The sequence below is a fragment of the Thermoanaerobacterium sp. RBIITD genome (genome assembly GCF_900205865.1).
Lineage (GTDB): Bacteria > Bacillota > Thermoanaerobacteria > Thermoanaerobacterales > Thermoanaerobacteraceae > Thermoanaerobacterium.
In genome coordinates this window covers 567533-587461 of the sequence record NZ_LT906662.1, presented here as the reverse complement: position 1 = coordinate 587461, position 19929 = coordinate 567533, and the positions used below count along the sequence as shown (strand labels likewise).

The window sequence follows — 19929 nt, the reverse complement described above, 5'->3', positions numbered from 1 at the left end:
GTGTTATACTTGGTATATAATAATTGTATAAAATTTATGGTGGTGTAAAATATGAAAATAAAAATTGCAACAAAAAATGCTAAAGAAACCGAAAATTTGGGTGTTAAACTAGGAAAATTATTAAAAAAAGGTGATATAGTATTACTTTCAGGAAATCTCGGTACCGGTAAAACTGTTTTAACAAAAGGTATTGCAAAAGGTATGGGGATTTTAGATTATGTGACAAGCCCGACATTTATGATTGTGAATGAACATATGGGCAATACACCATTATACCATTTTGATGTTTACAGGATAGAGGATTATACGGAATTATACGATATAGGTTATGAGGAGTATTTTTACGGCAATGGTGTTTGTGTTATAGAGTGGCCTGAAAAAATAAAACCGCTTATTCCCAAAGAATATCTTTACGTACATATAGATTCAGGTTCTACCGATGATGAAAGAGTTATAGAAATTGCGCCTTGCGGGAAAAAGTATGAAGATATACTTAAGGAGATGAAATGATGAAGATACTTGCTATAGATTCTTCCTCAAAGACAGCCACCGTCGCTATTGTTGATGAAGAAGGTGTAATAGGTGAATTTTCAATAAATCATTTAAGGCATTCGGTAATATTAATGCCTATGATCGATGAAATACTTAAAATGGCTGAAACAAAAAAAGAAGAAATAACGCATATTGCAGTATGCGAAGGACCCGGTTCGTTTACAGGGCTTAGAATTGGAGCTGCTACAGCAAAGGGGCTTGCACAGGCATTGAGTGTACCTATTGTTGGTGTGTCTTCCCTTGACGGTCTTGCATTTAATGTTAGTGAATTTAAAGGCATAATATGCCCTGTTATTGATGCGTTAAGAGGCTATGTGTATACATCTTTTTATAGAGGTGGCAATGAACTTAAAAAGCTATCTGATACGATCCTCATGAAGGCTAAAGACTTACCTGATATAATTAAAAATTATAACTCAGATGTTATGTATATTGGTGATGGTGTTACATCATATAAAGAATTTTTAAATAAAAAATATGATTTTAATACATTTTTTGCATCATCTGTTGATAATATAGCTAGGGCATCGTCGATAGGTATTCAAGCTATAGAGAAAATCAAATGTGACGAATTAAACACATATATAGATTTTAAACCATATTATATAAGAAAACCGGCAGTTTTAGAAAACACTAAATAATAAATATTCTTTAAAAGTAATGAGGGGTTGAATTTATATATGTTGATTAATATTCGTTGCATGAAAAAATGCGATATTGATAAGGTTTTAGAGATAGAAAATTTATGCTTTTCAGTACCGTGGACAAGAGAATCTTTTTTAATGGAGATAACAAAAAATAAATGTGCACACTATATTGTAGCCGAAGTTGATGGCAAAACGGTCGGATATGGCGGTTTTTGGGTTGTTATTGATGAAGGCCATATAACAAATATTGCGGTACATCCTGATTTTAGAGGATTGGGAATCGGTTCTGCGATTGTCGAAGGACTCATTAATTTGGCAAAGAAAAAGGGAATCACCTCCATGACGCTGGAAGTTAGGGCAACAAACTTTATAGCACAATCATTGTATAAAAAATATGGATTTAGACCTGTAGGAAAGAGAAGAGGTTATTATCAGGACAATAATGAGGATGCAATAATAATGTGGAAATACGATATGTAAGGAGGTATTTTATGCATCAGGATTTACTTGTATTAGGAATTGAAACATCTTGTGATGAAACATCGGCGAGCATCGTCGAAAATGGCAAGTATGTAATGTCGAATGTAATATATTCTCAGATAGAAATACATAAAAAATACGGTGGTGTAGTACCTGAGATAGCATCGAGGAATCATATAGAAGTAATAGGAGAAGTTGTGACAAAAGCGCTTGATGATGCATATATTACGCTTGACGATGTAAATGTTGTTGCCGCAACATATGGACCTGGACTCGTCGGTGCATTACTAGTAGGACTTTCATATGGAAAAGCGCTGGCATATGGAAAAGGATTGCCTTTTGTTGGTGTAAATCATATCGAAGGACATATTTCAGCTAATTATCTTGGTGGTGACTTTGAACCACCATTTATTTGCTTAATAGCATCTGGCGGACATAGTCACATTGTTCATGTAAAAGACTATGGAGTTTATGAAGTTTTAGGAAGGACCGTTGATGATGCTGCTGGTGAAGCCTTTGACAAAGTTGCAAGAGCCTTAGGGCTTGGCTATCCAGGAGGCCCTAAAATCGACAAAATAGCGAAAGAAGGAGATCCTGAAAAGTATAAGTTTCCCAAATCTTTCATGGAAAAAGATAACTTCGACTTCAGTTTTAGTGGATTAAAGACAGCTGTAATAAATCAGCTCAATCATGAAAAGCAAAAAGGGTATTCAATAAATATTGCCGATTATGCTGCAAGCTTTCAAAAAAATGTAGTTGATGTCTTAACATATAAGCTTGTTAAAGCCGCTAAATATAAAAACTTAAAAAAGATTTCCATTGCCGGTGGTGTTGCATCAAATAGCCTCTTAAGGGCAAGGCTTGATGAAATAGCTAAGGAGGAAGGATTCCTACTGCATTATCCTAAGCAAATTTTTTGTACTGATAATGGTGCAATGATAGCAAGTGCTGGATATTTTGACTTTGTTCGCGGAAAAACGTCAGGGCTAGACTTAAATGCCATTCCTTATTTAAAACTTTTTAATTGTTGACGAAAAAGATGTGAACTTTGTGGAAAAATGTCTATAGAGCTTTGACAGTATGTTGTTATAGCTGTGGATAACTTTGTGGATATTGTGATTAACTTTAATACTTTGGATTATATGTAATGAAATGGAATAAAAATTTAATATAATAAAAGTACGTTATTTTATTGATATGGAGGAATATCGCTTTCTATAGAGAATATTTATTATATAGGTGGTGCATTATGAACAATATACTTTTTTTATCAAAAGTCAATAAAAAGTACTTAGAGGAGATTAAAAATTATGTTAATCAATTTTATGTGGTCAGTGTAGATGGACGGGAAGATGCTGAAAAATATATTAATAATACAGAGATATTGATATGCTACGATGGCGATGTAGACATTGAACTTATCAAAAAAGCAGATAAGTTAAAATGGATTCACCTATTGAGCGCCGGTGCCGATAATATGCCATTTAAGACATTAAAAGAACGTGGGATAATATTAACAAATTCTAGGGGCGTCCATAAATACCAAATATCAGAACAAGTTTTAGGATATATGCTTATGTTTGAAAGAGGCTTAAATACCTTTTTGAGAAAGCAGTTAAATAAAGAGTGGGATCGCTCAATTAGAGTTTCAGAGCTTTTTGGGAAAACAATTTGTATTATAGGTATTGGAAGTATAGGAGAAGAAATCGCAAGACTTTCAAAAGAATTTGGAATGAAAACAATAGGTGTTAGAAGATCAGGTAAACCATCTAAATTTATTGATGAAATGTATAATGATGAAGATTTGCTTAAAGCTGTATCAAAATCAGATTATGTCATATGTGCTCTTCCACTTACTGATGACACATATCACATGCTAAATAAGGAATTTTTTGAAAATATGAGGGAAGGCTCGTATTTTATAAATATTGGAAGAGGCAGAGTAGTAGATGAAAAGGCTTTAATAGACGCACTAAAAAATAAAAAGATAGAAGGTGCTGCCTTAGATGTATTTGAAGAAGAGCCATTGCCTAAGAATAGTCCTCTATGGGACATGGAAAATGTGATAATAACGCCTCATATGGCGGGAATTTCGCCATATTATATGAAAAGAGCACTTGAAATTATAAAAAGCAATTTAAAGGCATATTTGTCTGAAGGTGAATTTATCAATCTTATAGATCTAAGTAGACAGTATTAAAGCGGGTATCTTACCCGCTTAAATTTTCCCATTCATCATATAAATTATTTAGCTTTTCCTTTAAATTATTGTATTCTTTTTGTGTTTTCACAATCTCGCCATTTTTATATATTTCTGGATCGCACATTTTTTCTTCTAACTCTTTTATCCTATCTTCAATTTCAATAATCTTATTTTCTATGCTATTAATATACTCCTTTTGCTTTTTAGCTACTTTTTGTTTTAACTTTTCACGAACTTTTTCATTTTTTATTTGCGTCTTCGTCTTTTTCTCAGCCTCTTCTTGATAACTATTATTTTCGCTTTTCTTTTCAAGATAGTATGAATAATTTCCATAGTATTCTGTAATACCATCACTTGAAAGTTCTAAAACTTTTGTAGCTATTTTATCGATAAAGTATCTGTCATGGGATACAAATAACAGTGTACCGTCATAATCAAGTAAGGCTTTTTCAAGGACTTCCTTAGATTTTAAATCGAGGTGGTTTGTTGGTTCATCCATTAGAAGAAAATTTGCTTTTGACAAAATAAGTTTTAATAAAGATATGCGGGCTTTTTCACCACCGCTTAATTTGTCAATTGTTTTAAACACATCATCGCCACTAAAAAGGAATGATCCTAATAATGTTCTTATTTCAGTTTGAGTAAGATATGGATTTTCATCCCATATCTCATCAATTACTGTTTTATCATTATTTAGATTTGTTAGTTCTTGTTCATAATATCCTGTCACAACATTTGTACCAAAGCTTACAGTTCCATCGTATTTATCTAAAATTCCCAATATAATCTTTAGCAAAGATGTCTTTCCTACGCCATTTGGCCCGAGTATTGCGATTCTGTCTCCCTTTAGGACTTCAAAGCTTACATCATGAAATATTGGCTTTTCAAAACTCAATGATAAATTAGCAACTTTAAGGACATCATTGCCGCTTTTTTCGTCAAAATCAAATGATAATTTAATAGAATTATTGTTTATTATAGGCTTTTCAATCTTTTCCATTCTATTCAACATTTTTTGTTTACTTTCAGCCATTTTAACTGACTTTTCGCGGCGACGGTTTTTTTGTATCATTATCATTTCTTGAATTCTTTTGATTTCTTTTTGCTGTTCTTCATAAGCCTTCATCATTATATTTAATTCTTCATTCTTTTTTCTTAGGTATTCTGAATAATTGCCGTCATAAGCTTTTAAAGTTTTATTCTCAATTTCAAAGATGCGGTTAGCAACCTTGTCGAGGAAAAACCTATCATGGGATATTACCATTACTGTACCTTTATAAAACCTTAAATATTGTTCAAGCCATTCAATAGATGGTATATCAAGGTGGTTTGTCGGCTCGTCTAAAAGAAGTACATCTGGATTTTTTAATAATGTCTTAGCCAACATTAGCCTTGTCTTCTGTCCACCACTTAATACTGAAACAGATGTATCAAACTGAGATGGCAGAAACCCTAAGCCGATTAAAACACCTCTTACTTTACTGTCGACAGAATACCCTTCATTTTTATTGTATTCGTCTATTAAATTAGAATATTCTTCAAGAAGTTTATTTAATTCGTTTCCATCTTTAGTGTTTGCAATTTTATTTTCTAAATCTTTTATATTTCTTTCAAGTTCAAAAACATCATTAAATACGGTTTTGACTTCGTTGTATATGGATTGAGAACTTGAAATATATGCATTTTGCTCAAGATATCCTGGTTTAATCTGTGGCATCGATATACTTCCTGTATCAGGCTCTAAATTACCTACTAATATTTTAAATAATGTTGATTTGCCTGCACCATTGTCACCAACGATACCTATTCTGTCCCCTTCATTTACTATGAATGATATATTTTCTAATATAGTATCGATGCCATATGAAATACTTATATTATTTACTGTTATTATAGCCATTTATTATTCCTCCTGTTATAATAAATATATCAAAGATTATATATAATTTAAAGTTTTGTAGTATTTAATTTTTATCATGATAATGTCGATATTATACATAAGGTGAATTAGAGAGGGGAATAACTATGGATTTTGCGACATTATTAGGAATTATAATTGGTATTGGTTCACTGATTCTTGCATTTACATTAGAAGGCGGTGTAGTTGCTTCGCTAGTAGGCTTATCAGCGGCTATTATTGTTTTAGGAGGCACACTTGGTGCTACAATGGTATCATATTCTATGAAGGATATATTAAAGATACCAAAGCTTATTGGCAAGGCATTTAAAGAAGAGAACGATAATTATTTAGATATAATTAAATACTTTGTATATCTTTCACAGAAGGCCAGGAGTGAAGGACTTTTAAGCCTCGAGCAAGAGATACAATCTGATGAAATAAAAAACTTTGATCCTATTTTAAAAGAATGTCTTGAACTGGTAGTAGATGGTGCGGACATTGAACTCATTAAAACTACAATGGAAAATAAGATATACATAGAAGATACAGCTATGAAAAAAGAAGCTGGAATCTTTGAATCCGCTGGCGGTTATTCTCCGACAATGGGGATAATTGGTACTGTTATGGGACTTGTACATGTTCTTGGAAGTTTGAGCGAACCGGATAAGCTTGGACCGGCAATCGCTGTTGCTTTTATTGCAACATTGTATGGCGTTGGAATGGCAAATTTCGTATGGCTTCCAATAGGTCTGAAACTTAGAAATAAAGCTTCAGTAAAAAGGACAGAAAAAGAAATTATTTTAGAAGGTAGTCTCTCATTACAGGCTGGAGAAAATCCAAAGATAGTTGAGAAGAAACTAAAAACCTTTATGGTGGAACATGTGATAAATGAAAATACTTCAGATTTGAAAGGTGACATATCCGATGAGAAAGTATGATGATGATAATGACCAAAAGACAAATAAAGAAAGATGGCTTCTTACATATTCTGACATGATTACATTGTTGATGATATTTTTTATACTTCTTTATACTATAAGCAGTGTCAACTCAACTAAATTTTTACAAGTTGCGACATCACTTAATAAAACTTTCGAAGGGACTAATTATGTCATAGGACAATATAGCGGTAATAGTATAATTAATAGCATACAATCAAATAATAACGAAAATAACATCGAAATAAAACTGAATGAATTTATAAAACAGAATAATCTCCAAAATATGGTAACATACAAGATAGATGAAAGGGGACTTGTAATAAGCCTCAATGATGCATTATTATTTGATACTGGTTCTGCAGATATAAAACCAGAACAAAAAACTACCCTAATGAGGATTGGCAACATGCTTAAAACGATGCCAAATTATATAAGAGTCGAAGGATATACAGATGATGTACCAATTAACAATGATAAATTTCATTCAAATTGGGAATTATCTGTTATAAGGGCTACAAATGTCGTTAAAATACTTGTAGATGATGTTAACATGGATCCAAAAAAGATTTCTGTTGTCGGATATGGTGAGTATAGGCCCATTGTTCCGAATGATAATGACAAAAATAGACAGCTTAATAGAAGAGTAGATATTGTTATTATGAATACAGACTATAATAAATGGGAGCCAAATAAATAACTATTGCCAACTTGACAAATTATTTACAAAATCATATAATTTTATTATATGATACGATATCTGAGGTGATTTTATGACGAAAAAGACAATCGTATCCATGGCTGTCGTTAGAAGACTTCCGCGTTATCATAGATACTTAGAAGAACTTTTGAAAAATGATATAAAAAGGATATCATCAAAGGAATTAAGCGAAAAGATGGGTGTTACCGCATCTCAAATAAGACAGGATCTAAATAATTATGGTGGCTTTGGACAGCAAGGATATGGGTACAATGTGGAAGAATTGTATAATACTCTAACAAGAATATTAGGACTTGATAAGTCGTACAGCACAATTATAATAGGAGCTGGGAATCTTGGACAGGCTATTGCCAATTATACGAATTTTGAAAGAACCGGATTTAACTTAAAGGGTATATTTGATATTAACCCTAAGCTCTTTGGACTGAAAATAAGAGATATTGAAATTATGGATGTTGACAACTTAGAAAGTTTTTTATCAAACAATAGAATTGATATTGCTATCCTTTGTATACCGAAAGACAATTCACAAATAATGGCTAATAGGCTTGTAAAAGCAGGAGTTAGAGCTATTTGGAACTTTTCTCCTATTGATTTAGATGTTCCTAATGACGTAATACTTGAAAATGTCCACTTAAGTGATAGTCTCTTGACTTTATCATATCGATTAAACGAAGACGAATTGCTAAAAAAGAACAATGAAGAAAAATAAATGGATATTTTTTATCCATTTATTTTTTTTATAATTGCTTTTTAAATTTTATTGTTATATAATATTAACTGTAGTTGTTAAATGTATAACAAATATAGCGTTTACTTCAATTCATCATTTCAAGCTGGCACGTTTTTTGCATATTATTCTTATGAGCAGATTTAAATAAAAAGATGTAAAGGAGGATATTTATGGATTATAAGAATGTTTCATTAAAAAAAGAAGATGGCATTGCTTTAATTACGATAGAGCGCCCAAAGGCTTTAAATGCCTTGAACTATGAGACATTAAAAGAGCTTGAATGTCTATTGAATTCAGCAAGAAATGATGAAGAAATAAAGGCTGTCATAATAACAGGCGGTGGTGAAAAGGCTTTTGTAGCTGGTGCTGATATCGCTGAAATGAGTAAAATGACGCCAGTTGAAGCTAAAAAATTCTCTGAATTTGGACAACATGTGTTTAGAGAAATAGAATTACTTAGTAAGCCAGTTATTGCGGCTGTTAATGGATTTGCTCTCGGTGGTGGGTGCGAGCTATCTATGGCATGTGATATACGAATTGCAAGTAAGAATGCCAAATTTGGTCAACCTGAGGTTGGTCTTGGAATAATACCTGGTTTTTCAGGTACTCAAAGGCTTCCACGTCTTGTAGGCACATCAAAAGCAAAGGAACTTATTTTTACCGGTGATATGATTAACGCAGAAGAAGCTTATAATATAGGGCTTGTATCAAAAGTGGTTGAACAATCAGAGCTTATTAATGAAGCAAAGAAGATTGCACAAAAAATTATGTCTAAAGGACAATTAGCAATAAAACTTGCAAAAGAAGCTATAAACAAAGGTATTGAAACAGATATTGATACAGGAAACACAATTGAAGCAGATGCTTTTGCATTATGTTTCTCGACAAATGACCAAAAAGAAGGAATGGGTGCATTTCTTGAGAAGAGAACACCAAAATTTGAAGGCAAATAAAGCATAATTGTTTGCTATTAAAATATCAATAAGGAGGCAATTTTATGGATTTTTCATTGACAAAGGAGCAAGAGATGGTCAGAAAAGTAGTACGCGAATTTGCTGAAAAAGAAGTTGCTCCAAAAGCTAAAGAAATAGATATTACAGAAGAATTTCCATGGGATACAGTAAAAAAGATGGCTCAAAATGATATGATGGGTATCCCATATCCTGAGGAATACGGTGGTGCAGGCGGAGATTACTTGAGCTATATTATTGCAGTTGAAGAATTATCAAGGGCATGTGCAACAACCGGCGTAATTCTTTCAGCACATACTTCACTTGGAAGTTTCCCTATATATCAATGGGGTACTGAAGAACAGAAGAGAAAATATTTAGTTCCACTTGCAAAGGGTGAAAAACTTGGTGCCTTCGGTCTTACAGAACCTAATGCAGGTACAGATGCATCGGGACAACAAACAACAGCGGTTCTTGATGGTGACCATTATGTACTTAACGGATCAAAGATATTTATAACAAATGGAGGAAAAGCTGATATATATATAATTTTTGCCATGACAGATAAATCTAAAGGAACAAGAGGCATAAGTGCATTTATAGTTGAGAAAGATTTCCTTGGCTTTAGCATTGGCAAAATTGAAGAAAAGATGGGTATTAGAGCATCATCAACAGCAGAACTTGTTTTTGAAGACTGCATAGTTCCAAAGGAAAACCTCCTTGGCAAAGAAGGACAAGGTTTTAAAATCGCAATGGCTACACTTGATGGAGGAAGAATAGGAATAGCTGCACAGGCACTTGGCATAGCACAGGCTTCACTTGATGAAGAAATAAAATATGCAAAAGAAAGACAGCAGTTTGGAAGACCAATAGGGAAATTCCAAGGTATACAATGGTATATAGCAGACATGGCTACTCGTATAAATGCTGCAAGATGGCTTGTGTACAATGCAGCATGGAGAAAACAGACAGGTCTCCCATATACAATGGAAGCAGCTATGGCAAAACTTTATGCATCGGAGACGGCAATGTTTGTTGCGACAAAGACAGTGCAGATATTTGGTGGTTACGGATTTACTAAGGACTATCCAGTAGAAAGATTTATGAGAGATGCAAAGATTACAGAAATTTACGAAGGTACATCGGAAGTTCAAAAAATGGTTATTTCCGGTAACCTATTGAAAATGTAAGGAGGTCATACTTATGAATATACTTGTACTTGTTAAGCAGGTTCCGGATACAAACGAAGTAAGAATTGATCCTGTTACAAAAACACTTGTACGTGAAGGTGTTCCAAGCATAATAAATCCTGATGATAAAAATGCTTTAGAAGAAGCCATTAGATTGAGAGAAAAAAATGGTGGAAAGGTTACTGTAATATCTATGGGACCACCGCAGGCCGAAGTTGCTTTAAGAGAGGCACTTGCAATGGGTGCTGATGAAGCATATCTTTTAACAGATAGAGCTTTTGCCGGTGCAGATACTTATGCAACAGCTAAAGCACTTTCAAAGGCTATAGAAAAGTTTGAATATGACATTGTTTTTTGTGGAAGACAGGCAATAGATGGGGATACGGCACAAGTTGGACCGCAAATAGCAGAACAGTTAAATATACCACAGGTGACATATGTTAGGAAAGTAGAAGTCGAGGATGATGGACTTAAAGTTGAAAGAGCTCTTGAAGATGGATATGAAGAAATAAAAGTAAATACACCTGTTCTTCTAACTGCTATAAAAGAACTTAATGTACCAAGATATCCATCTATTAAAGGTATATTCAATGCATACGGAAAAAAAGAAGTTAAGACGATAACGGCAGATGACCTCGATGTTGATAAAAATGAGCTTGGTCTAAAGGGCTCACCAACAAAGGTTGTAGCTACATCAACGCCAAACACTGAGAGGACTGGAGAAATATTTACTGGAAATGTTAAAGAAGCAGTTCAAAACCTTGTTGATAGATTAAATAAGAGACATGTAATATAGGAGGCGCGGCAAATGAGTGATTATAAAGATATATGGGTTTTCGCCGAACAAAGAGACGGCATGATTATGAATGTTGCTCTCGAGATTCTCGGTGAAGCGAGAAAGCTCGCAGATAAGAAAGGTGTGAATGTTGGAGCTGTTCTCTTAGGATACAATATAGGAAGCCTTGCAAAAGAGCTTATCAGCTACGGTGCAGACTTAGTATATGTTGTAGACAATCCACTTCTTTTGAATTATACGACAGAAGGATATGCTAAAGTTATCGCTGACCTTGCAAATGAATATAAACCTGAAGTAATACTCTACGGTGCAACATATATAGGTCGTGACCTTGCACCTAGAATTGCGTCAAAACTTATGACAGGACTTACGGCAGATTGTACTGGACTTGACATTGATGAAAATGGATTATTACTACAGACAAGGCCGGCGTTTGGTGGCAACCTAATGGCAACAATTAAATGTCCTGATAGAAGGCCACAGATGTCAACAGTAAGGCCTGGAGTCATGAAGAAATCTGTAAAAGATGAATCAAGAAAAGGTCAAGTCATAAATTATGAGACGGACATTAAAGAAACTGATATAAGGACTAAAATACTAAATATCGTAAAAGAAGCTAAGAGCAAAGTAAATCTTGAGGAAGCGGACATTATAGTTTCTGGAGGACGTGGTGTTGGAAATGCTGAAGGTTTTAAACTTATAAAAGAGCTTGCAGATGTACTTGGAGGTGTTGTTGGGGCATCTCGTGCAACGGTCGATGCCGGATGGATTTCATCAGACCACCAGGTTGGACAGACAGGAAAAACAGTAAGACCAAAATTATACATTGCCTGTGGTATCAGCGGTGCAATACAGCATCTAGCAGGTATGAGCAATTCAGGTACTATTGTTGCAATAAATAAAAATCCCGACGCGCCGATTTTCAAAGTTGCTGATTACGGTATAGTTGGAGATTTATTTAAGGTAATACCAGCTTTGATTGAAGAACTTAAAAAAGTATCTGCGTAGGCACTTGATCATTTGACAGGTGACCATAAAATTTTATTTAAAAAGGAGTGTTATTATGCAAAAAATCTGTGTAATAGGTGCTGGTACAATGGGCTCGGGTATCGCTCAGACTTTTGCACAAAACGGTTTTGAGGTTATATTAAGAGACATCGACATGAAATTTGTTGAAAGAGGCCTTGGAATAATTAACAAAAATCTTCAAAGAAGTGTCGAAAAAGGAAAAATGACTGAAGACACGAAAAATGAAGTTTTGAGCAAAATTCATGGAACTGTCAACTTAGAGGATGCAAAAGATGCAGACTTAGTTGTTGAAGCAGCAATTGAAGATATGGAAATAAAAAAACAGGTATTTAAGGAACTTGATGGACTTTGCAAGGCAGAAACTATTCTCGCTTCTAATACATCATCGCTTTCTATAACGGAAATAGCAAGTGTAACTGGAAGACCTGAAAAAGTTATCGGTATGCATTTCTTTAATCCTGTCCCAGTAATGAAACTTGTTGAAGTTATAAGAGGACTAAAAACATCAGACCAGACTTTTAATATTGTAAGAGAATTAGCATTAAAAGTTGGGAAAACACCCGTACAAGTAAATGAAGCTCCTGGATTTGTTGTAAATAGGATATTAATACCAATGATTAATGAGGCCATAGGTGTACTTGCAGATGGTGTTGCAACTGCTGAAGATATAGATGAAGCCATGAAACTCGGTGCAAATCATCCAATCGGACCACTTGCATTATCAGACCTTATAGGAAATGATGTAGTACTTGCTATAATGAATGTGCTCTATACAGAATATGGTGATTCAAAATACAGACCACATCCACTTCTAAAAAAGATGGTAAGAGGCGGTTTGCTTGGTAGAAAATCTGGGAAAGGATTCTTTGAATATAAATAAACCAATATAAAGGAGGATATATATGAAAGAAGTAGTTATTGCAAGTGCAGTAAGAACAGCTATAGGAAAATTTGGTGGTACTCTTTTAACCGTGCCAGCTGTAGATTTAGGCGCCATTGTTATAAAAGAAGCATTAAAAAGAGCGAACATAAAGCCTGAAGAAGTAAATGAAGTAATAATGGGAAATGTTTTGCAAGCAGGTCTTGGGCAAAATCCTGCAAGACAAGCTGAATTAAAAGCAGGTATTCCAGTAGATGTACCGGCAATGACTATAAATATGGTATGTGGATCAGGACTTAGGGCTGTAACATTAGCAGCGCAATCTATCATGACAGGTGACGCAGATATAGTTGTTGCAGGTGGTATGGAAAGTATGTCAAGAGCACCATATGTATTAAATGATGCACGCTTTGGTTACAGGATGAATAATGGGCAGCTTGTCGATGAAATGGTGTATGATGGATTAACAGATGTATTTAATCAATATCATATGGGTATTACAGCTGAAAATGTCGCTGAGAAGTTTGGCATTACAAGGGAAGAGCAGGATGAATTAGCCTTAAGAAGTCAGAAACTTGCAGCAGAAGCTATATCTTCAGGAAGATTTGAAGATGAAATTGTACCTGTTATGATACCTCAGAAAAAGGGAGATCCAATAGAATTTAAGGTTGATGAGCATGTAAGGCCCAATACAACAATGGAAGCACTTGCAAAATTAAAACCAGCGTTTAAAAAAGATGGCACAGTAACAGCAGGTAATGCGTCTGGTATCAATGATGCTGCGGCAGCAGTTGTTGTGATGTCGAAAGAGAAGGCTTTAGAACTAGGAATAAAACCTCTTGCGACTATTAAATCATATGGTTATGCAGGTGTTGATCCAAGTGTTATGGGGTTAGGTCCTATATACGCCACAAGAAAAGCCTTGGAGAAGGTTGATTTAACGGTTGATGACTTAGATCTAATTGAAGCAAATGAGGCTTTTGCTGCACAAGCTGTAGCGGTTTGCAAAGAGCTAAAATTCAATATGGATAAAGTAAATGTAAATGGCGGAGCTATTGCACTTGGACATCCAATTGGCGCCAGCGGATGCAGGATTTTAGTAACACTCCTTTATGAAATGCAAAAGAGAAACTCCCACATAGGACTTGCAACATTATGCATAGGCGGCGGTATGGGTATAGCTATGGTTGTTGAGAGGTAAATCTTTCTACTCTGTAACAAAAAGACACAAAGCACCTATAAAAAATACCTTCATTATTAAGTTTATAATTGATGTGTGTAACAATATGAACCACATATGTAACATAATGATACATATGTGGCTTTTTTTATGCCACAAAATCCTTCATTGGCACCGGGGATGTTGATAAAATAATAGCACCAATAGTTGATAAAGATCTGGTAGTTCCGATGTCCATGGCAGAAAGTATAAAAAATGGTATAGGTGATAACGGTGGCTCATTTACGTAAAGAGTACAATTTAGAATGAACCTTACATCAAGGAAATATTTTTTTTGATGTTAGGTTTTTATTTTAATTCATTAAAAATATTTAATATTAGTGAATATCTATGTATTGTTAGCGCAACAGTAGGCTAAAATTGGGAAAATTATTAAAAATATTAAAAATTTTTAGAAGAAGACTGTAATGTGGCACCAGTCATAAATTTTATGAAATATGTTGGACCAGGTATTTTAGTTAGTGTTGGATTTATTGTTCCAGGAAATTTGGCAACAAATGTATCAGCGGGTTCACTATACGGATATAAACTTTTATGGGTTATAACGCTGTCTACTATAATGTTAATTATCCTGCAGCAAAATGCGGCACGCCTTGGCATTGCAACAGGATACTGTTTGTCTGAAGCAACAGCGATATATATAAAACCATTTGCTAGCGAAGTCCATATTGATATCTGCAGTCCTTACTGCAATTTCGACTGCTACAGCCGAATTACTTGGTACAGCAATAGCATTAAATATGCTGTTTAGAATTCCTTTAAACTATAATGATTTTATCTAAGTTACAATATTTAAATGATTTATTATAATATATTTTCTGTTGAATTCTTTATTGAAACTTCTCAAAAATACCGTATAATTAATAATATAGGTATTTATTTATTAAATCTCTTGGAGGGTACTAATTGAAGGTATATTCTTTTGTAGGTGAAAGCGGCAGTGGCAAAAGTTATCATGCGTCATATGTGGCGGGTAAATATGGTATAAAGTACATCATCGATGATGGACTTTTAATATGTGAAAACAGGATTGTTTCTGGCTTTTCTGCAAAAAGGGAAAGGACTAAATTATCTGCTATAAGAAGAGCTATTTTTATGGACCCAGAACACGTTAAAGAAGTAAGAAAATCCATTGAAGAGCTTAAGCCTGATAAGATAATGATTATTGGAACATCAGATAAAATGACAGATAAGATAGCTGAGAGGCTCTCTTTACCGCCTGTGTCTGAGAGACTATATATAAGTGATATAGTATCACCTGAAGAAATCGAAACAGCTAGAAAAAAGAGGTATGAGGAAGGAAAACATGTTATACCTGTCCCGACATTTGAAGTAAAAAAACAATTTTCGGGTTATTTTATTGATCCACTAAGATTATTTAGACGTAAAGAAATTGAGTTTGAGAAAACTGTCGTAAGGCCATATTTTAGCTATCTTGGTAAATACACTATATCGGAGAATGTTATAAATTGCATTGTGCTAAATGAAGCTAAAAAATTTGTAAGCATTCACAAAATTAATAAGGTTATAACTGAAAATTATGATGAAGGAATTTTGATTAAAATTGATCTTACAATGAATTATGGTGTTTCGATTAATCATGTACTTGCCGAAGTAATAAAATCAATAAAAGATGTTGTAGAATATATGACATCACTCAATGTCTTAAATATAAAAATATATGTCAGGTCGCTTTATGTAAATATTTATGAAAAGGGTGTTCTAAATGTATAAAATAGTGAATAAAAAAGTTTTAAATCCTGCTGTTAAATTAATGGATATTGAAGCACCAAGGGTTGCAAAAAGTGCTATCCCTGGGCAGTTTGTTATTATTAAAGTAAACGAAAGAGGCGAGAGGGTTCCACTTACTATAGCTGATTTTGACCGAGAGAGAGGGACAGTTACGATTGTCTTTCAGGAAGTAGGCAAATCGACTAAACTTTTAGGTTCTATGAATGTAGGGGACTATATAGAAGATTTTGCTGGACCCCTTGGAAAGGGTATGGATGTTGGTTCGGGTGTTAAAAAAGTACTAGGAGTTGGTGGAGGTGTAGGCATACCTGCGTTATACCCAAAGCTTAAAATGCTCCATAATGAAGGATATAGAGTTGAAGCTATACTCGGTGGGAAAAGTGAAGAATATATAGTTTTCAAGGATAGAATGGAAAAAGTTTGCGATAAAGTTTATTACGCTACAGATGACGGAAGCCTTGGTAAGAAAGGTTTTGTAACAGACGTACTTAAAGAAAGGCTTGAGGTTGATAAGGATATCGATGTTGTTATAACCGTTGGACCTATGATAATGATGAAAAATGTGTCTTTAATGACAAATGAATACAATATACACACTCTTGTCAGCATGAATCCTTTGATGGTAGATGGAACTGGTATGTGCGGAGCATGCAGAATAGTTGTCGGCGGTGAAACAAAATTTGTATGTATTGATGGACCAGTTTTTGATGGGCATAAGGTAGATTTTGATATTGCTATGAAGAGACTTAATATGTACAAATCGAAGGAAAAACAGGCTGAATTTCGTAGAACACACGGAGGTGGGTGCTGTGCCGATTAAGGAAAGAGTACCAATGAGGGAACAAGACCCAAAGGAGAGAATAAAAAATTTCAATGAGGTTGCACTCGGATATAATGATGAAGAAGCCAATGCAGAAGCATCGAGATGTCTACAGTGCAAAAAACCTACTTGTATGGATGGATGTCCTGTTCATGTTAGGATACCTCAATTTATAAAAGAAATAAAAAATAGAAATATCGAAAATGCATATTTTGTTATAAAGGCAACGAATAGCCTACCTGCTGTTTGTGGAAGAGTATGCCCACAGGAAAACCAATGTGAGAAAAATTGCGTTTTGAATAAAACAGGAAAACCTATAGCAATAGGTAGACTAGAAAGGTATGTGGCAGATTATGCTATCAAACATGAGATTAAAGAAAATTACAATATTGTGAATAAGAACAAAAAGGTTGCTGTAATTGGTTCAGGCCCTGCTGGTCTAACATGTGCTGGTGATCTTAAAAGGATGGGATATGATGTTACTATATTTGAAGCACTTCATAAAGCTGGTGGTGTTTTGACTTATGGTATACCAGAATTTAGGCTTCCTAAAAGCATCGTGGAAAGAGAAATAGAGAATATTAAAAAACTTGGTGTAAAGTTTGAAGACAATGTGATTGTTGGCAAAACTACAACAGTTGATGATTTAATGAAGGATGAAGGCTTTGATGCTGTATTCATAGGTACAGGTGCTGGCCTTCCAAAGTTTATGGATATACCTGGCATGAATCTTAATGGTGTTTACTCTGCTAATGAATTTTTAACAAGGATAAACCTTATGAAAGCATATAAATTTCCGGAGTATGATACACCAATAGTATTAAGCGATAGAGTTGCTGTGATAGGTGGCGGAAATGTTGCTATGGATGCAGCGCGTTCAGCTATTAGAATGGGTGCAAAGGAAGTAACAGTGGTGTACAGGCGTTCAAAGGATGAGATGCCGGCAAGGCGTGAAGAAATAGAGCACGCATATGCAGAAGGAATTAAATTCTTATTTTTAGCAAACCCGGTTAAAATTATAGGCACTGATGACGGTTGGGTCAGAGAGATGGAACTTATTAAAATGGAACTTACAGAACCAGATGAATCTGGAAGAAGAAAACCCAAGGAAATACCTGGATCTGAATTTACTATCGATGTAGGGACTGTGATAATGGCCTTAGGTCAGAGTCCAAACAATATCTTGACATCTACTACAGAAGATATAGAAACGAAGAAAAACAATCTTATTGTTGCAGATGAATTAGGAAGAACTTCAAAGAAAGGTGTTTTTGCAGGTGGAGATGTCGTAACAGGTGCTGCAACAGTTATACTTGCAATGGGTGCAGGAAAGCAAGCTGCAAAGGCAATTGATGAATATTTAAGTAGCATTAGTTAAAATTGTAATAATTATATTATTTTTAAAGGCGTAAAGCCTTTTTTTTATCTCTAAAAAATTATATAATAATTATAAAGGAAGATAAATATGATGTATTAAACACAATATAAACCTATTAATGTGGGTGAGGAGAATGAGATATTTAGTTGAGATGTTTGGCACTAAAGTTATAGTACATGGAATTAAGGATTTTAATCTCAAAGAGACACTTGAATGTGGACAATGTTTTAGGTGGAACGAGGAAGATGATGGAAGCTATACAGGTGTTGCATTTGATAGAGTAATAAATGTAAAATTAAATGGTGACATATTGACAATAGATAATACGACATTGTCTGATTTTAATGATATATGGTACGATTATTTTGATTTAGGTAGGGACTATGGAAGAATAAAAGATGTTCTCTCACAAGACGAGGTTTTAAAGGAAGCAATTAAATACGGTGAGGGAATACGCATATTAAGGCAGGATACATGGGAGACACTTATTTCATTTATAATATCTCAAAACAATAGGATACCGCAGATAAAAAAAGTTATAGAAAATTTAAGTAAATCGTTAGGGCATCCGATAAAATATAAAAATAAGACATACTACACATTTCCAAAAATACAAGATATAATTATGGCAGATATGGAAACATTGAATAAGAGCAAATGTGGCTTTAGGGCAAAGTATATCATTGATGCTGCATCAAAGATATTTAATGATGAAATAAATCTTTTTGAGATACAGTTATATGATACAGATGATGTAAGGAATTTATTAATGAATATAAAGGGTGTAGGGCCGAAAGTTGCTGACTGTGTTATACTTTATTCTATGGGAAGGTATGAAGCATTTCCGGCAGATATTTGGATAAAGCGTGTTGTGGAATTTTTGTATCTTAAAAGAAAGATTAATAATTATGATGTACAGCATTTTGCAAAGGAGAAATTTGGTGATTTATCTGGCTTTGCACAGCAATACCTTTTTAATTATGCTAAAGACCACGTATCGAAAGAAATGTTTAGAGAAAGGGAAAATTAAATGCTAGGAACACTTGTAAACTCGGCATCAATCTTTGTAGGCGGTATTACTGGTACATTTTTAAGAATAGGAATTCCTGAAAGATTTAAAGCAACTGTTATGCAGGCTATATCATTAAGTGTACTTATAATCGGATTTGATAGTGCACTTAAATTTAAAAATTTAATGCTTGTAATAATAAGCCTTGTTATTGGCGGTATTATTGGGGAAGCTATAGATATTGAAAATATTCTCAACGATTTTGGGAATATGATAGAAAGAAAATTTGCAAAATCAGGCAATAATAGAATTAGTGAGGGATTTGTGACAACAAGCCTTATATTTTGTGTAGGCGCAATGGCTATCGTAGGTGCATTAAAAGATGGGCTTCAAGGTGACCACAGCATACTTTTTGCGAAGTCAATGCTCGATGGTATCTCATCTATAATATTTGCTTCTACGCTGGGGATTGGTGTATTATTGTCATCGATGAGCGTCTTAGTTTACCAAGGACTAATAACGCTTGGTGCATCATTGCTACAGAATTTATTAACTAATAATGTAATAGCAGATATGTCAGCGATAGGTGGCATATTAATAGTAGGGATATCGATTAATATGCTTAATATCACAAAAATTAAGGTAGGAAATTTACTTCCCGCAATTTTTATCCCTGTAATATATCAACTTATATTAAAGATGATTTAATAC

General features: G+C 34.1%; 21 protein-coding genes. 20 read left to right on the top strand and 1 reads right to left on the bottom strand.

The window, feature by feature from the left end:
• Positions 1 to 51 precede the first annotated feature (51 nt).
• From tsaE to CPG45_RS02835, 5 genes are all read left to right on the top strand, one after another.
• On the top strand, positions 52 to 510 hold the full coding sequence (gene tsaE, locus CPG45_RS02855) for a tRNA (adenosine(37)-N6)-threonylcarbamoyltransferase complex ATPase subunit type 1 TsaE (RefSeq protein WP_096230537.1): 459 nt from the start codon (positions 52 to 54) through the stop codon (positions 508 to 510).
• On the top strand, positions 510 to 1193 hold the full coding sequence (tsaB, locus tag CPG45_RS02850; protein WP_096230536.1) for a tRNA (adenosine(37)-N6)-threonylcarbamoyltransferase complex dimerization subunit type 1 TsaB: 684 nt from the start codon (positions 510 to 512) through the stop codon (positions 1191 to 1193). The genes tsaE and tsaB overlap by 1 nt, the downstream gene beginning before the upstream one ends.
• A gap of 39 nt (positions 1194 to 1232) precedes the next feature.
• Complete coding sequence (gene rimI, locus CPG45_RS02845; RefSeq protein WP_096230535.1) at positions 1233 to 1679, top strand: ribosomal protein S18-alanine N-acetyltransferase; 447 nt, start codon at positions 1233 to 1235, stop codon at positions 1677 to 1679.
• Between the two features lie 11 nt (positions 1680 to 1690).
• Positions 1691 to 2710, top strand: a complete 1020-nt coding sequence (tsaD, locus tag CPG45_RS02840) for a tRNA (adenosine(37)-N6)-threonylcarbamoyltransferase complex transferase subunit TsaD (protein WP_096230534.1) — start codon at positions 1691 to 1693, stop codon at positions 2708 to 2710.
• Between the two features lie 218 nt (positions 2711 to 2928).
• On the top strand, positions 2929 to 3879 hold the full coding sequence (locus tag CPG45_RS02835) for a D-2-hydroxyacid dehydrogenase (protein ID WP_096230533.1): 951 nt from the start codon (positions 2929 to 2931) through the stop codon (positions 3877 to 3879).
• A gap of 10 nt (positions 3880 to 3889) precedes the next feature.
• On the opposite strand, the gene abc-f is transcribed toward CPG45_RS02835, so the two are convergent.
• Entirely contained in the window at positions 3890 to 5782 is a 1893-nt protein-coding gene (gene abc-f / locus CPG45_RS02830; protein WP_096230532.1) for a ribosomal protection-like ABC-F family protein, read from the bottom strand.
• A 125-nt stretch (positions 5783 to 5907) separates the two neighbouring features.
• On the opposite strand from abc-f, the gene CPG45_RS02825 reads away from it, so the two are divergent.
• The 15 genes from CPG45_RS02825 (at position 5908) to CPG45_RS02755 (ending at position 19926) form a co-directional block, all read left to right on the top strand.
• Positions 5908 to 6720 (top strand): flagellar motor protein, encoded by an 813-nt coding sequence (locus CPG45_RS02825; protein WP_096230531.1) that lies wholly within the window; start codon positions 5908 to 5910, stop codon positions 6718 to 6720.
• Positions 6707 to 7420 (top strand): OmpA/MotB family protein, encoded by a 714-nt coding sequence (locus tag CPG45_RS02820; RefSeq protein ID WP_096230530.1) that lies wholly within the window; start codon positions 6707 to 6709, stop codon positions 7418 to 7420. Before CPG45_RS02825 ends, CPG45_RS02820 begins: the two co-directional genes overlap by 14 nt.
• Before the next feature lie 73 nt (positions 7421 to 7493).
• Positions 7494 to 8153: a redox-sensing transcriptional repressor Rex gene (locus CPG45_RS02815; protein WP_096230529.1), complete on the top strand. Its 660-nt coding sequence runs from the start codon at positions 7494 to 7496 to the stop codon at positions 8151 to 8153.
• 191 nt (positions 8154 to 8344) lie between these two features.
• The gene (locus tag CPG45_RS02810) at positions 8345 to 9127 is read left to right on the top strand and encodes a short-chain-enoyl-CoA hydratase (protein WP_096230528.1); all 783 of its coding nucleotides are present in this window, start codon (positions 8345 to 8347) and stop codon (positions 9125 to 9127) included.
• Between the two features lie 44 nt (positions 9128 to 9171).
• The gene (locus CPG45_RS02805; RefSeq protein WP_096230527.1) at positions 9172 to 10314 is read left to right on the top strand and encodes an acyl-CoA dehydrogenase; all 1143 of its coding nucleotides are present in this window, start codon (positions 9172 to 9174) and stop codon (positions 10312 to 10314) included.
• Positions 10315 to 10327: 13 nt separating this feature from the next.
• Positions 10328 to 11110 carry an electron transfer flavoprotein subunit beta/FixA family protein gene (locus CPG45_RS02800; protein WP_096230526.1) on the top strand — a complete coding sequence of 261 codons (783 nt, stop codon included), beginning with the start codon at positions 10328 to 10330 and terminating at the stop codon, positions 11108 to 11110.
• 12 nt (positions 11111 to 11122) lie between these two features.
• Positions 11123 to 12118 (top strand): electron transfer flavoprotein subunit alpha/FixB family protein, encoded by a 996-nt coding sequence (locus CPG45_RS02795; RefSeq protein WP_096230525.1) that lies wholly within the window; start codon positions 11123 to 11125, stop codon positions 12116 to 12118.
• A gap of 55 nt (positions 12119 to 12173) precedes the next feature.
• On the top strand, positions 12174 to 13019 hold the full coding sequence (locus CPG45_RS02790) for a 3-hydroxybutyryl-CoA dehydrogenase (protein ID WP_096230524.1): 846 nt from the start codon (positions 12174 to 12176) through the stop codon (positions 13017 to 13019).
• A 22-nt stretch (positions 13020 to 13041) separates the two neighbouring features.
• A complete protein-coding gene (locus tag CPG45_RS02785) occupies positions 13042 to 14220 on the top strand; it encodes an acetyl-CoA C-acetyltransferase (protein ID WP_096230523.1) in 1179 nt (392 codons plus the stop codon).
• A gap of 448 nt (positions 14221 to 14668) precedes the next feature.
• Positions 14669 to 15010: an Nramp family divalent metal transporter gene (locus CPG45_RS02780; RefSeq protein WP_231968953.1), complete on the top strand. Its 342-nt coding sequence runs from the start codon at positions 14669 to 14671 to the stop codon at positions 15008 to 15010.
• 155 nt (positions 15011 to 15165) lie between these two features.
• Positions 15166 to 15993, top strand: a complete 828-nt coding sequence (locus tag CPG45_RS02775; RefSeq protein ID WP_096230522.1) for an Asp23/Gls24 family envelope stress response protein — start codon at positions 15166 to 15168, stop codon at positions 15991 to 15993.
• Complete coding sequence (locus CPG45_RS02770; protein WP_096230521.1) at positions 15986 to 16831, top strand: sulfide/dihydroorotate dehydrogenase-like FAD/NAD-binding protein; 846 nt, start codon at positions 15986 to 15988, stop codon at positions 16829 to 16831. Before CPG45_RS02775 ends, CPG45_RS02770 begins: the two co-directional genes overlap by 8 nt.
• On the top strand, positions 16821 to 18209 hold the full coding sequence (gene gltA / locus CPG45_RS02765; RefSeq protein ID WP_096230520.1) for an NADPH-dependent glutamate synthase: 1389 nt from the start codon (positions 16821 to 16823) through the stop codon (positions 18207 to 18209). Before CPG45_RS02770 ends, gltA begins: the two co-directional genes overlap by 11 nt.
• A gap of 133 nt (positions 18210 to 18342) precedes the next feature.
• On the top strand, positions 18343 to 19239 hold the full coding sequence (locus tag CPG45_RS02760; RefSeq protein WP_172856463.1) for a DNA-3-methyladenine glycosylase family protein: 897 nt from the start codon (positions 18343 to 18345) through the stop codon (positions 19237 to 19239).
• A complete protein-coding gene (locus CPG45_RS02755; RefSeq protein WP_096230518.1) occupies positions 19240 to 19926 on the top strand; it encodes a DUF554 domain-containing protein in 687 nt (228 codons plus the stop codon).
• Positions 19927 to 19929 lie beyond the last annotated feature (3 nt).